The sequence below is a fragment of the Anaerobacillus alkalidiazotrophicus genome (assembly GCF_001866055.1).
Genome location: NZ_MLQS01000001.1, coordinates 1,136,012 through 1,149,645, shown reverse-complemented (window position 1 = coordinate 1,149,645; position 13,634 = coordinate 1,136,012). Strand labels below are relative to the sequence as shown.

Genomic DNA, 13,634 nt, shown 5'->3' with positions numbered 1-13,634 from the left:
TTATATGGAGCTGAGACCGCACCTACTCAAGTTATTTGTATCTTAATGGCATTCACTCTGTATTATAAAAATAAAATACTTATGGTCTCATTTTACAAGAAAAGCGCAAGCGCCTTGGTCACGAGCGATAGGCACTGGAAGGCCTTTGACAGAAGCCGCTCTTTGGCTTCGGAAAAGGCCTGAAGTGACCGAGCTCGTAGGCGCCTGGAGCTAGACAGTTTCCAAGTAAGGAATTTTATTCTTTCTTACCTTACAAAGTAAAAAGTACAGAGGGATAGACTCTCTGTACTTTATTTACCATTAAACATATTCCAAATTAAATTTGCAGTTTCTTCAACCGCTTTGTTAGAAACATTTATAACAGGACAACCGATTTTATTCATAATTCCTTCTGCATATGCTAATTCTGTTCTAATTCGTTCCATATTCGCATAATTAGCTTCTGCCTTTAAACCTAAAGCTTTTAATCGCTCAGAGCGGATATCATTTAATTTTTCTGGACTAATAGTTAAACCTATACACTTTTTCGGTGAAATAGAAAATAATTCTGAAGGTGGCTCTACTTCCGGAACTAAGGGAACATTTGCTACCTTTAAACGTTTATGTGCCAAGTATTGTGATAATGGTGTTTTAGATGTCCTAGATACACCAACTAAAACCACATCGGCTCTCATAATGCCTCTTGGATCTCTTCCATCATCGTATTTTACGGCAAATTCAATAGCTTCAACTTTTCTAAAATAATCTTCATCTAATTTATGTACTAACCCCGGTTCATAACGTGGTTCTTTTTTAGTTAATTCTTGTAGTTTATTTATCATTGGACCCATAATATCAACTGTGGTTACTCTAGCTTTTTCTGCTAGTTCTAGTAAATATTGTTTTTTCTCAGGGATAACCAATGTAAATGCTATGATGGCATTTACTTCTTGTGCTAACGTAACTACTTCTTCGATCGTTTCTTCATCTTCAACATAAGGAATACGTCTGATATCTATATTTGAATGATTGAATTGGCTAGCTGCTGCTTTTACTACTAATTCTGCGGTTTCACCGACAGAATCTGAGATTACATATACTATTGGGCGTTTCTTAATTATTTGCATCCTTACCTCCATTTATTAAATTATATTTATATGTTTACTTTAATAACTTTTCAACACTAGGGACTAAACATATATATATAAGATTGAGTTTTATCTATAGCAATTCGTCATTAGCCAAGTCTACCAAAGCTTTTGTAATATTTGTTTTTGTAATTCTTCCGATAACTTCATATTTTATCCCGTCTACTGTTTTCACAACAGGGAGTGCATCAATTTGTTTTTCGATTAGTTTCTTTGCTACATCTATAACTAAATCCTCTTTAAAACAGAACGCTATATTTGGCATTCTAGTCATAATAATACTAACTGGGATCGATTCAAGCATTTGTTTTCCAATACTTGCCCGTAATAAATCCTTTCTAGACAATACACCAATAAGATTAGATGAGTGGTCAACAACAAAAAGAGTTCCAACATCCTCTAAAAACATCATACAAATTGCATCATACACCGAGGAAGAATCAGTGACAACAACAGGAATCGATTGATATTTTTGAACCGTTAACAAATTAATTTTTTCAGCCAAAAGTTGTGTTCCACTTTTACCAGAATAAAAATATCCTACTCTAGGTCTAGCATCTAAATAACCCGCCATAGTTAATATCGCTAAGTCTGGCCTTAATGTGGCTCTTGTCAAAGACAACTTCTCGGCAATTTGTTCTCCTGTTATCGGACCACTATCTTTGACAATTTGTAAAATACGTTCTTGCCTTGTATTTAATTCGATTGTTCTCACCACCTCAAAACATTAGAAAGGCACAAGGGCCTTGGTCACGAGCGATAAGCACTGGAAGGCCTTTGACAGATGCCGCTTTATGGCTTTTTACGTGCTTCTGCGTCTCCAAGTACTGCTTCGTAGTAAGCTAAGCTTCCTCGAAGCAGTGTTTTGTGCGACGAGTAACCGCAGGAGCAAAGCTGCATGAAGCTAATCAACGAAGGATTTCAAGAGGTAATTGAAGTCAGTTGCTTGACTGAAGTTACCGAGCTCGTAGGCTGCTTGCGCTAGATAGACAGTTTCTAAGTTATAAATTTTATACTTCTTACCTTGTAGTAAAAGAAAAAGGATATTTATTTTTCCCTATATTTTCATTTTAGTTCATAATTTCTTGTCCATAACAACTTATTATAGAAAAGATATAGCTTAGATAAAGGTACATCTAAATTTCCATTTGATTTGCTAATTACTTTTTTCGATAATTATATACTAAATTGGAGGTTTTTCATAGAGAATAAGAAAAGACCCAAATATTATGGCCACAAGCGCAAGATGTAGAAGTATATGTAACAAACAAAACTTTATAGCTAATGCCTCTAAGTAAAACATCATGAAGCAGTTAATTAATATTATGAAGCTAGTCTATATGTGAACGATCACGCACGCAGAGATGGTAGTCAGCTTTCCCAATAGGAAGTTATATATACTTTATTAAAAAAACCCTTGTTAGAGGTTAATTCGCTACTTCGAAATAAATCCAATAAAAAGGGTAATATTTTTACTAATCTAATTGCATTTTACTTAATTGACTCAAAAAACGTCTACTTTTTAAATGTAAGCCAGAATATTCATCATAATAAGTTTCTAATATTTGCTTTAATTGTGATTTTGTTTCTGGTTTCACTGAAATTGCCCCTAACCGATGTAAATCAAAATAATAAAATAAACGTAACAGCTTTGCACTTGACGTAGTAATTTTTAAAGCTTTCTCATCAATGTGTAGACAACGGTGACATATAAAACCACCTTCTTTTATTGAAAAGGAAAATTCTCCCTCCTGCGCACCACAATGAGCACAACCGTCAATGTGTATTCCAACCCCAGCTACTTTAAGCATTTTCATTTCAAAAATCCTCGTTAGAATTTCGTAATCATATCCCTCATCTATATATTTGATTATTTGAAAAAGCAATTCATATAAATAAGGATTAATTTCATTTTGTTCTGTTAGTTTATCCAACAGCTCAACAATGTAGGCCCCATAGGCGGTTAAAAATATATCTGCTCGTAAATCGCGAAATGAATTTATAATTTCGCCCTGATTTAATACACCTAGCCCTGTTGTCTTTTGAAAAACATAGGTACCATGAGTAAATAATTGAGAAATAGAAGAAAGACGACTCTTAGGACGTTTTGCCCCTCGAGCCATCACACCAATTTTTCCCAACTCACGAGTATATAATGTCAGTATCTTATTCGCCTCTCCATAATCGGTTGTACGTATTACTATTCCCTCTACTTTTTGTAACATTATTTGATCACCGCGCCATTAAAGAATCGCAATTAGATCAATTTGTAGGAGTGTCTATTTCATCTAGCTTCTCTGTAAACTCCTCCGTTGGTTCATTAGTGTCTCTTTCAATTTCCTTCATAATTAAGTAAGTATCGACGCTTCCAGTCATCGAAAATACCTTCCAGGAAAAATCTAACATAAGAGAACTCCACCTTTCTTTTCGAGAAACTTGATTTTGTACTAATAACAGGAATTTTTTAATCATTGACCCTTATTAGAACTTGGCTTCGTTTTACGAAAGCTTTCGTTTTTTTCTTAACTTACATAGAGTATAAATAAGCTATCCTAGACCTCACTATACAATTAGAATGACCTTTTTTGCTAAAAACATGTTAAGGAAAAATTACTAAAATTTTTTTGCATAATTTTAGATTAATGAATTTCATAATTGTTTATTTTCGCTACTCTGATACTAAATGTTGTTGGATGGAGATCGTTTCCAACAACATTTAGACTTATGTAGCTCCATTTAGGTAATTTTGAAATTCACTCAGATATTATTAATTTAGAAAGATAATATTAATGAACTTTTGACAATATCTTTTTCTAAGCAACTATTTTCCCAATAAGTACATTTTATCTTAATTTGACATAAAAAAACAACGGTCATAATTACCCGTTGTTTTTTAATTTCTTTTACGAATTAATATTCATCTTCTCTAAATCCAAAATCTCTTAAAAATCCTGGTTTATTTCGCCAATCTTTTTGAACTTTTACCCAGAGTTCAAGAAATATTTTTGAACCAAGTAAAGCTTCAATATCTGTTCTAGCTCTTTTCCCTATTTCTCTTAACATAGCCCCTTGTTTACCAATAATAATCCCTTTTTGAGAGCTTCGTTCGACAACAATTGTTGCTCCTATATAGACAGTGTTTCCATTTTCTCGTTGTTTCATTTGCTCTATGCCAACTGCTATAGAATGGGGAATTTCTTCCCTAGTTAAATGTAAAACTTTTTCACGTATTAGTTCAGATACAATAAAACGTTCAGGATGATCAGTTACTTGATCAGCAGGATAATACTGTGGTCCTTCGTCTAAATGTTCAATAATCTGTTCTTTTAGGGTACTAACATTATTTCCTTGAAGTGCAGAAATTGGAATTACTTCAGTAAAGTTATATTTCTTTCTATATTGATCAATAAATTGTAATAGCTGATCTGGGTGTATTAAATCTATTTTATTTATAACTAAAAAGACTGGTGTACGAACATTTTGTAATTGATCAATAATAAATTGATCACCACCGCCAAAACCTTCTTTGGCATCGACAACAAATAAAATAAGATCTACTTCTCGTAGTGTCTGGTAAGCGACCTTCATCATAAAATCGCCTAACTTATGTTTTGGTTTATGTATCCCTGGAGTATCAATAAAAACAATTTGAGCATGGTTGTCTGTATAAACTCCTTGTACTTTATTTCTTGTTGTCTGTGGTTTATCGCTCATAATGGCAATTTTTTGCCCAATAACATTATTTAGTAAAGTTGATTTGCCGACATTAGGTCGTCCAATAATTGAAACAAAACCTGATTTATAACTTGTATTATCCATTTAAATCCTCCGGTGAAAAAGCTCCTGGTAATAAATTTTCTACTGTTGTTTCCTCAATATCTCCATGTAAATTTGTTAAGATTATTTTCATATCTTTGGGACAAAGTTCCGTTATCACCTGTCTACATGCCCCACAAGGCGGCACTGGACGTGCGGTATCAGCAATAACACATAATGTACTATACTCGGTATCTCCTTCAGAATAGGCTTTAAAAAGCGCTGTGCGCTCAGCGCAATTACACATACTGTAAGCTGCATTTTCTATATTACAACCATGGTAAATCTTTCCATCTTTAGTAAGTAAAGCTGCACCTACTTTAAATTTAGAATATGGAACATAAGCTTTTTCTCTTGCTAGCTTCGCCTCATCTATTAAACGGTTTGTTTCCATCACCTAATCTCCTTTTCTTGATTTAACCTTTATCATTATTTCCTTGTTTTCATGTAATTGTTCTGTATATTTTTCGAATTGACTATCCAAAAGCATTGAAGCTTTATCAGGTGGAACAACAACGCCACCTGAAATTATAAACTTTAGTCCTTGTTCAACCGTCATGTCTAATACTGTAACATCTTTTTCTGGGACTAATACGAGCCAGCCTGATGTAGGATTAGGAGTTGTTGGTAAAAAAACATTAAAACAACTACTATTCGTCCTTCTTTTAACTTCACCTTTAGATGTTCCAGTTAAAAAACCTAGTGTATAAACACCCTTACGTGGATATTCGATCATGACTACTTTTTTAAAGGATGAACGTTCCTGTGTAAAAGCATTTATCATTTGCTCAACGGAAGAATAAATATAGTTTGCTACAGGAATTTTCCGAAAGAAATGATCAACACTTTCAAAAACCTGCTTCTTCAGGCCTCTTCTTCTTAAAGAACCTATCACAGAAATAATAAATATAGTTAAAAAGAAACCTATCCCTAGTATTCGTTCTGAAAAAGGTGTATAAACTCCTAAAAAATAAATAGTACCTTCTTCAACCTTAATTACTCTTAACACTTTTAAAAAACTCGTAATGAATTGACCTAAAAGACGATCAATAATAGTAAATAAAAAATGTAACACATAAACTGTGACTATTGCAGGCAACAACGTAATAAAACCAATAATAATATTTTTTTGAAATGTTTTCCACATGAGAAGTAGACCCCTCTCATTCATAATTAAGAATTATTGACCTATTTAGTGTATATAAGCAAATGCAAATGTTGCTAATAAAAAATACAATCCCTAAAACAAGCCGTCACCATATATAATTACTTATTAACTCAACTACTGGTTTATAAAAAATTAATATACCAATAATTACTGCGAACATACTAAAAATAAGTACTGCACCAGCAGAAACATCTTTAGCAATCCTGGCCAAAGGGTGATATTCCTTTGTGACTAGATCAACAACCCTCTCTATAGCAGTATTCATCACTTCTAAAGAAATAATAACCCCTATGACCAAAAGTAATATTATTTTTTCAAATAAAGGAATATTTAATAGAAAAGATAATACAATGATTACTAGGCCAATAGTAAAATGAATTCTTATATTTTGTTCATGACGAAAAGCATTTTTTAAACCAGACCAAGCAAAAATAAAACTCCATATAAATCTTTTCCAATAACGGTCATAACTATTTTTGTAGTCCATAGGCCTCTAAGATTTCCTCTTGCCTTGTAAACATAATTTTTTCCTCTGTTTCATTCATATGGTCATATCCTAAAAGGTGAAGAAACCCATGAACAACAAGGAAGCCTAACTCCCTATTAATTGAGTGACCGTATTCTTCTGCTTGGGAAACTGTTTTTTCATAAGAAACTATAATATCGCCTAGAAGGTTAGGAATGTTTTCTTGCAAATTTATATCAGATTCATCATCATTTAATGCAAAAGAAATAACATCAGTTGCCGTATCTTTATTCCGATATTCACGATTTATGACTCTAATCGCTTCGTTATCAACAAAGGTTACGGATAACTCTGAACCTTTTTGTACACTTTCTAACTTAGCAGCATAATTTAATAAGTTATTAACCAGCAAAAGCTGCTCTTCAGTCAATTGATTCGTTTCATCTTGTATTTCAACTTCTATTATCAATCTTGAATGTCTCCCTTCTTTTTAACATCCTCAGGATACTCTATCCTAGAATGAAAAGTTCCCTTTAACGTTTCACAGATTGACATAGCAACAATATTTAACTGCTTTAATGTTAAGTCACATTCGTCAAACTGTCCGTCTTCAAGTCGATCTGTAATAATTTTTTTTACTAATGTTTCTATTTTCTCAGGTGTTGGTTTAGCAATTGATCTAACAGCTGCCTCAACGCAGTCTGAAATCCCTACAACTGCCGCTTCAATAGTTTGAGCCTTAGGACCCGGATATCGAAAATCCTTTTCTGGAATCGGTTTGGATGATTCTTGATTCGCTTTATGATAAAAAAACTTAAGCAAAGAAGTACCATGGTGCTGCTCAGCAATATCAATAATTTCTTTTGGCATTTTATAATTTTTTAAGAGCTCTGCGCCATCGTACGGGTGCGAAATAATAATCGTTTTACTTAATTGTGGAGACAGCTTATCATGTGGATTTTCCATTTTCATTTGATTTTCAATAAAAAAATGCGGACGCTTTGTTTTCCCTAAATCATGATAATAAGAACCTACACGGGCAAGCAACCCATTTCCACCGATAGCCTCACAAGCAGCTTCAGATAAATTAGCAACGATAACACTATGATGATAAGTTCCTGGTGTCTCAACAAGTATCTTCCGTAGGAGAGGGTGATTTGGATTTGATAACTCGATTAATTTCATCGTTGATAAAATACCAAATCCCGCTTCAAAAAATGGTAATAAGCCTAAAGTTAAGACAGCAGCTAAAAAACCTGACAAAAAGCCAAATCCAATGTTTGAACCAACCTCTATCCAACTATATTGAGCATTTCTTAACATTAGGAGTGTAATGATCGTTAAAATATTAACGATTGAAACAAATAGACCTGCCTGTAATATTCTCGAAACTCGGTTTGATTTACTTAAGAAAAACACTCCAGCGACTGAACTAAAGAACACGTATATACCAAATGTATAGTTTACGACACCTGTCGTTTCAGCATTAAATATAAAACTAGCTATGATAGAAAAAACCATACTCGTGAACAGAGCAACCCGTTGATGGATCAACATCGTCATAAGCATAGAACCAACTGCCACCGGTGCAATTAATGTAAACCCATGAAAATATAAATTATGTGTATAGCTGGAAATTTTCATGATTAAAACTGTCACTGTAAAAATAAGTACATACATTAACAAATGACTATTATTGTTGCGTATTGATGTTTTTGCATCGCTTAAATAGTAAGCTAACATTAAAACTAGCAATAATACGAGTATACCCAATCCGATAAAGGGGTATATATTCACCTGATCGTCAAGCAGACCTAAGATAGCTAACTGAGAATAAATCGTTGAGGTAATTACCTCACCTTCTTGAACAATAAGTTGGCCTTCACGGATCATTACTGGTTCTACAGCTTCAATTGCTTTTTTCCTTGCTAACTCCGTTGCCTCGTCATCGTAAATATAGTTAGCCGTAATTGCAAACCTTGCCATTTCTATCATTGCCTGATATAACTTAGGGGTTACTGTAGAGATAACAATTTTTGTTTCTACTAAATCTTTAGCCTCTTGTACATCATTAATTCGAATCTCTTCACTCATTACATTGTATATGGCGTTAGTCGTTGTTTCTCTAACAATTTCTAGTTCTGACTCATCCGCTTCTAAAAATGTAAGTAATGTTTCATCAGATAAGTCATCACTTGTTTGACTAGAGATAATAGCTCGTAGATTTTCTAATTTTTCTTCTAAAGATCCTCCTGTCTTTTCAATTTGCACATGATTATCTAAATCAATGTGTGTTTGTTCTTCTAATTGTATATTTTCAACTTCTGCGTCCTCATTAATTCGACTTATAATATCGAAAATATCGTTAATTTTCTTAACTTGTTTTTGAGCAAAAGCTTTATTATTTGTGTACTGGGGCTCTATTGCTTCTGCAGCCAATTTTTTCTTTTCTTCAGTTGCTGCCTTATTCTCTATTGTAATTGGCGCCCGAATATCCTGCTGAGCATAAGAACCTAGATTAACATTTAATGTATTAGGAATAATATTACTCAACATTGATAAATACATAACTATTCCTAAAACAATAAATAAAATGACTCGTATATAACGGTGATCTTTAAGCTTTTTCCACCATTTCAGTTGATCAATTGGTGCCCTTTTCCCCAAGTTTCTCACCTCTTTATTTTTCATATCAAGCTAATTGCCCAATTTCTTTAACATAGCGCTACAAAACTATATAGTTAAAAACGTAGTAATCAAAATAGTATAGAAAATCAGTATTATGAAGTATTATCCCTATAATTGAAAATCGAGAATTAACAATAGAGTGTTAATTCTCAATTTTATTATACAATATTAATTTAGTAGATGCTCATTGTAACATTATTCTTTATCTGATTTTTCATATGCATTTATTACTTTTTGAACAAGTGTATGTCGAACTACATCAGTAGCTTGTAAATGAATAAAGTCAATACCTTGTACATCATTTAACACTTCAAGTGCAGTCTTTAAACCAGATTTTTTCCCCTTTGGTAAATCAATCTGAGTTAAATCACCAGTTATCACCATCTTGGATCCAAAACCTAATCTTGTAAGAAACATTTTTATTTGCTCCGATGTTGTATTTTGTGCTTCATCTAAGATCACAAAAGAATCATCAAGAGTTCTACCTCTCATATAAGCTAAAGGCGCAATTTCTATCGTTCCTCTTTCCATCAAACGGGCCGTTTGCTCTACTCCTAGTACATCGTGTAGTGCATCGTATAATGGTCGCAAATATGGATCCACTTTTTCCTTCAAATCTCCAGGTAAAAAACCTAAGCTTTCCCCCGCTTCAACTGCGGGTCTGGTTAAAACAATTCGTTTTACAAAACCATCTTTTAAGGCTGTTACTGCCATCACAACGGCTAAATATGTTTTTCCAGTACCAGCAGGCCCGATGCCAAAAACAATATCTCTTTTTCTTAATGCCGTAATATAATGCCGTTGTCCCAGAGTTTTCACCAATATCGGCTTTCCCTTTACATTAACAGCAATTTTTTCTTGATATAATTCAAGTAACTCTTCAAGCATTCCTTTTTCTGCTAGTTGTACTGCATAAATGATGTCCCGTTCCGAAATATGTGTTCCTTTACGAATTAGGGTTATGAGAGCATCTATAACATCATTAACAATGGAGATTTTCGCATCCTCACCAGCTACTAAAATTTTTTCTCCCCTTGTAACAATGGATACTCCTAATTTTTGCTCCATTATTTTTAGGTGTGAATCATTTGGACCAAATAAATTTTGAGCTTCGTTTGCTTTTTCTAATTGTAGATCAATAAGTATTTCTGACAATATTCTCAATCCCCTTGAATGATTGGTTGTATTTTGGTAATATCTTCTATTACTTGGTAGTGTATCATTAATTTAACTTTACCATTCTCTATGGATTGGTGCAAAACTTTTTCCCCTTTTATTACGGCATCGTCGTCTATTTTTTTCATTAACTCGTCTCTTGCCATTAAGGTAGCGACTTCAATTGCTTCTTCTTCACTGTATTCACGAATTAGCGTTTCTTTTTCTAACACCACTTTTTTATGGTATTTAAGTGGAAGCTGCCATTTCAAAAACTGTAATGTATTTTCATATTCATTTACTTCGTATTGCAAAAATTGAGGATCACCAAATCCCCAAAAAGTAATTGGGAAATTTACTACCGATAGTGAATGTTTGATTTTTTTTTCACCAGTAAGAGTTGAAAATTCACTTTCTAGTGGAACGGAAACAGTAGACTTGTACCAAATTTCACCAAGTACTTTCCCTTTTGCTGGTGCAATCTCCATTTTTCCTTCTTTTCCGATGAAACCAGTAATTAACATTTCTCCTTTTTCGACAAAATCGTTAGGTGAAACTTTACCTTGCCCTTTTTCAACAAAAATATCATAAATAATGGCTTTTTTCTTTGAAACTAAATGTCTTGGTGAAATTTGTTCTTGCTTTTCCGGTAGTGATTTTTCTACTACATTAAAATGAAAGGTCGTCCCACTTAACGTTACACCTATCCACGTCGCTTCCTCTATTTCCTCTGTAACTAGCATTTGAATTTCTTCGACACTCGGTAATAGGAATTGAAACTTTCCTTTTTTTATTCCTAATTCTGTAACGGCTTGAGTTAGTTGATGCTCTACTTGCGGTGATGCTCCTTCTATTTTTATCCCCCATACCATGTTTGATAAAATAAATAATATTACAACAAAGCTTACTAGACCTGCAACAAAACCTCCTCGTGAGATCATTTTCCTAATAATAAATGGCATACCTTTCCGTTCAATAAAATAAACTTTTACATTTGTTTCTCTTACAATTGGACGAATACGATGTACATCATCTAAAGATAAATAACAAATTATCGTTTCATCTCCTACCTTACGAATATGCCAGATAGATATTTTTTGGTGTATACACCTATTTAAAAAGAGTTCTGTATACTTTCCAACTACTTTTATACGAATAAAACCTGAAAATCTGTTCGTCCATGAGTTTTTCATATTATCCTCCTTACTATCTTTTTTTCTTCTCCTCATTTATGTAAATAACTTGATCGATTGTTCCTTCGAGTAAAAGCTCTTCAGGTAAAATTGTCTTAATCACAAAATGATTTCCTTTTATTAGTAGTTGTCCTTGTTCTAATAAAAGCCTTAATTCTTGATTAGAGAATTTCAAAACTCCACGATGATTTTCGATATAAATATGCAGTTGTCCAATCATCGTAATCCTCGGTAGATCCATCGTAACATCTGCAGGAAGTTCCATTTTATCTGTCATCCATTTTCTGACCATCTTATTTATCTTCTTCATAATGTAACGACCCCCCTTTCATATCATTTTTATGTAAAAAGTAGGAAAGGTATCACTCTTTTTTAATAAATATACCAAAAATAAATGGATGGTTATTAAGAAGAATTGAACATTTCTTTACACACAAAAAGGCTAAGCATGAGCTTAGCCTTTCTTTCTTCTTGTATTAAGGGTAGGACGATATGAACCTTTTGCCCTTGGCTTTCCTAAAATTTCTGACCAAACAACTCCTTTAATTGCATCTTCTCTAGAAATATTTGAGAAGTCTAATTTAACCTGACTTTGAGCTGTAATGTCGCCTTGATAAATAGGAGAGTCTTTTAATTTACGTTCATATCTTTTAGCAGCTTCTTTCTTCCGCTTTGTTTGTTCATATTTCTCTAATATTTTATTACTTTGATTGACTTCATCTAAAGAAAGTTTAGGCATGTCATTGATGGTGTAAGTTTCTTTTCTTTGTTTTTGAGGTGCTGTGTTTGGTTCAATTTCCTGATGAAATATTTCTCTCCAATCGACTTCTTGTCGGCCTGTACCAGCTGGTCGATTAGTTTTATTTGGTTGCTTCTTATTTTCTTGCTCTTTACCTTTTTGAAAGAAACTTAAAATCGCACCAATAATTAGAAAAAGTAAAAAAGGGTTTGCAGTTATATATCTTAGGAGATCCTCCATTTTTTATGGCCTCCTTTCTAATGGTATTCCATTAGATAGTTATTATTGTTTATTTCCATCTTTCTTACCATCATCAGTTGCCTTACCAATGGAATCTCTCATATCTGTATCAGCTAAAATATTTTGAATATTCATATAATCCATAACACCGATGTTACCTGAACGTAATGCTTCAGACATGGCAAGAGGAACCTCTGCTTCTGCTTCCACAACTTTCGCCCGCATTTCTTCTACTTTAGCCTTCATCTCTTGTTCTTTTGCTACCGCCATAGCACGACGCTCTTCTGCTTTAGCCTGTGCAATCTTTTTATCAGCCTCAGCTTGGTCAGTTTGAAGCTCAGCACCAATATTTTTCCCGATATCAATATCTGCAATATCTATCGATAAGATTTCAAAAGCTGTACCTGCATCTAAGCCTTTTGATAATACTGTTTGTGAAATCAAGTCTGGATTCTCTAGGACTTTTTTGTGATTTTCAGCCGACCCAATTGTTGATACAATCCCTTCACCTACACGAGCGATGACAGTATCTTCACCCGCGCCTCCGACTAATCGGTCAATATTAGCTCGAACAGTAATACGGGCTTTTGCTTTTACTTCAATCCCATCCATAGCAACACCAGCAATAAATGGAGTTTCAATAACTTTTGGATTAACACTCATTTGAACTGCCTCTAATACATCACGTCCGGCAAGATCAATCGCTGCCGCTCTTTCAAAACTTAAATCAATATTTGCTCTTTGAGCAGCGATCAGTGCATTTACTACACGGTCAACGTTACCACCTGCTAAATAATGACCTTCTAGCTGGTTTGTACTTAATTCCAGTCCTGCTTTTACGGCTTTAATTAACGGATTAACTACACGTGCCGGAATAACACGACGAAGTCTCATTCCAACTAGTTGAAAAATACCTACACGTACCCCCGCTGCTAGTGCTGAAATCCAGAGCATAACTGGGACAAACGTAAATAAGATTGCAAATGCAATAATGACTAAGCCTACAATAATAAGTAAAAAGATTTCTTCCATGTTCATTTCC

Annotated in this window: 15 protein-coding genes; all 15 read right to left on the bottom strand. The window is 33.7% G+C overall.

Annotated features, from left to right (window positions below):
• Positions 1–290: 290 nt before the first annotated feature.
• Positions 291–1,106 carry a pyruvate, water dikinase regulatory protein gene (locus BKP45_RS05550; protein ID WP_071388704.1) on the bottom strand — a complete coding sequence of 272 codons (816 nt, stop codon included), beginning with the start codon at positions 1,104–1,106 and terminating at the stop codon, positions 291–293.
• Between the two features lie 94 nt (positions 1,107–1,200).
• Positions 1,201–1,845 (bottom strand): helix-turn-helix transcriptional regulator, encoded by a 645-nt coding sequence (locus BKP45_RS05545; RefSeq protein ID WP_071388703.1) that lies wholly within the window; start codon positions 1,843–1,845, stop codon positions 1,201–1,203.
• Positions 1,846–2,602: 757 nt separating this feature from the next.
• Entirely contained in the window at positions 2,603–3,352 is a 750-nt protein-coding gene (gene recO, locus BKP45_RS05540; RefSeq protein ID WP_071388702.1) for a DNA repair protein RecO, read from the bottom strand.
• Between the two features lie 37 nt (positions 3,353–3,389).
• The gene (locus tag BKP45_RS05535) at positions 3,390–3,533 is read right to left on the bottom strand and encodes a YqzL family protein (protein WP_071308687.1); all 144 of its coding nucleotides are present in this window, start codon (positions 3,531–3,533) and stop codon (positions 3,390–3,392) included.
• A gap of 504 nt (positions 3,534–4,037) precedes the next feature.
• Positions 4,038–4,946: a GTPase Era gene (gene era, locus BKP45_RS05530; protein WP_071388701.1), complete on the bottom strand. Its 909-nt coding sequence runs from the start codon at positions 4,944–4,946 to the stop codon at positions 4,038–4,040.
• Positions 4,939–5,337 (bottom strand): cytidine deaminase, encoded by a 399-nt coding sequence (locus BKP45_RS05525; protein ID WP_071388700.1) that lies wholly within the window; start codon positions 5,335–5,337, stop codon positions 4,939–4,941. Before BKP45_RS05525 ends, era begins: the two co-directional genes overlap by 8 nt.
• Before the next feature lie 3 nt (positions 5,338–5,340).
• Positions 5,341–6,090 (bottom strand): DUF502 domain-containing protein, encoded by a 750-nt coding sequence (locus BKP45_RS05520; RefSeq protein WP_071388699.1) that lies wholly within the window; start codon positions 6,088–6,090, stop codon positions 5,341–5,343.
• Between the two features lie 106 nt (positions 6,091–6,196).
• A complete protein-coding gene (locus BKP45_RS05515; RefSeq protein WP_071388698.1) occupies positions 6,197–6,598 on the bottom strand; it encodes a diacylglycerol kinase family protein in 402 nt (133 codons plus the stop codon).
• Complete coding sequence (gene ybeY / locus BKP45_RS05510) at positions 6,582–7,046, bottom strand: rRNA maturation RNase YbeY (RefSeq protein WP_071388697.1); 465 nt, start codon at positions 7,044–7,046, stop codon at positions 6,582–6,584. Before ybeY ends, BKP45_RS05515 begins: the two co-directional genes overlap by 17 nt.
• Complete coding sequence (locus tag BKP45_RS05505; protein WP_322788158.1) at positions 7,043–9,253, bottom strand: HD family phosphohydrolase; 2,211 nt, start codon at positions 9,251–9,253, stop codon at positions 7,043–7,045. The genes ybeY and BKP45_RS05505 overlap by 4 nt, the downstream gene beginning before the upstream one ends.
• Positions 9,254–9,460: 207 nt before the next feature.
• A complete protein-coding gene (locus BKP45_RS05500; RefSeq protein ID WP_071388695.1) occupies positions 9,461–10,420 on the bottom strand; it encodes a PhoH family protein in 960 nt (319 codons plus the stop codon).
• 5 nt (positions 10,421–10,425) lie between these two features.
• Positions 10,426–11,613, bottom strand: coding sequence for a sporulation protein YqfD (gene yqfD / locus BKP45_RS05495; RefSeq protein ID WP_071388694.1), 1,188 nt, complete (start codon positions 11,611–11,613; stop codon positions 10,426–10,428).
• 13 nt (positions 11,614–11,626) lie between these two features.
• Complete coding sequence (yqfC, locus tag BKP45_RS05490; RefSeq protein WP_211272942.1) at positions 11,627–11,923, bottom strand: sporulation protein YqfC; 297 nt, start codon at positions 11,921–11,923, stop codon at positions 11,627–11,629.
• A gap of 144 nt (positions 11,924–12,067) precedes the next feature.
• Entirely contained in the window at positions 12,068–12,592 is a 525-nt protein-coding gene (locus BKP45_RS05485; RefSeq protein ID WP_071388692.1) for a hypothetical protein, read from the bottom strand.
• A gap of 42 nt (positions 12,593–12,634) precedes the next feature.
• On the bottom strand, positions 12,635–13,630 hold the full coding sequence (gene floA / locus BKP45_RS05480) for a flotillin-like protein FloA (RefSeq protein WP_071388691.1): 996 nt from the start codon (positions 13,628–13,630) through the stop codon (positions 12,635–12,637).
• Positions 13,631–13,634 lie beyond the last annotated feature (4 nt).

Coding starts and splice junctions, on each gene's coding strand:
- yqfC (WP_211272942.1), bottom strand. CDS start 11,923: ATGAAGAAGATAAATAAGATGGTCAGAAAATGGATGACAGATAAAATG.
- BKP45_RS05550 (WP_071388704.1), bottom strand. CDS start 1,106: ATGCAAATAATTAAGAAACGCCCAATAGTATATGTAATCTCAGATTCT.
- BKP45_RS05515 (WP_071388698.1), bottom strand. CDS start 6,598: ATGGACTACAAAAATAGTTATGACCGTTATTGGAAAAGATTTATATGG.
- BKP45_RS05525 (WP_071388700.1), bottom strand. CDS start 5,337: ATGGAAACAAACCGTTTAATAGATGAGGCGAAGCTAGCAAGAGAAAAA.
- yqfD (WP_071388694.1), bottom strand. CDS start 11,613: ATGAAAAACTCATGGACGAACAGATTTTCAGGTTTTATTCGTATAAAA.
- era (WP_071388701.1), bottom strand. CDS start 4,946: ATGGATAATACAAGTTATAAATCAGGTTTTGTTTCAATTATTGGACGA.
- floA (WP_071388691.1), bottom strand. CDS start 13,630: ATGAACATGGAAGAAATCTTTTTACTTATTATTGTAGGCTTAGTCATT.
- BKP45_RS05485 (WP_071388692.1), bottom strand. CDS start 12,592: ATGGAGGATCTCCTAAGATATATAACTGCAAACCCTTTTTTACTTTTT.
- recO (WP_071388702.1), bottom strand. CDS start 3,352: ATGTTACAAAAAGTAGAGGGAATAGTAATACGTACAACCGATTATGGA.
- BKP45_RS05535 (WP_071308687.1), bottom strand. CDS start 3,533: ATGTTAGATTTTTCCTGGAAGGTATTTTCGATGACTGGAAGCGTCGAT.
- BKP45_RS05520 (WP_071388699.1), bottom strand. CDS start 6,090: ATGTGGAAAACATTTCAAAAAAATATTATTATTGGTTTTATTACGTTG.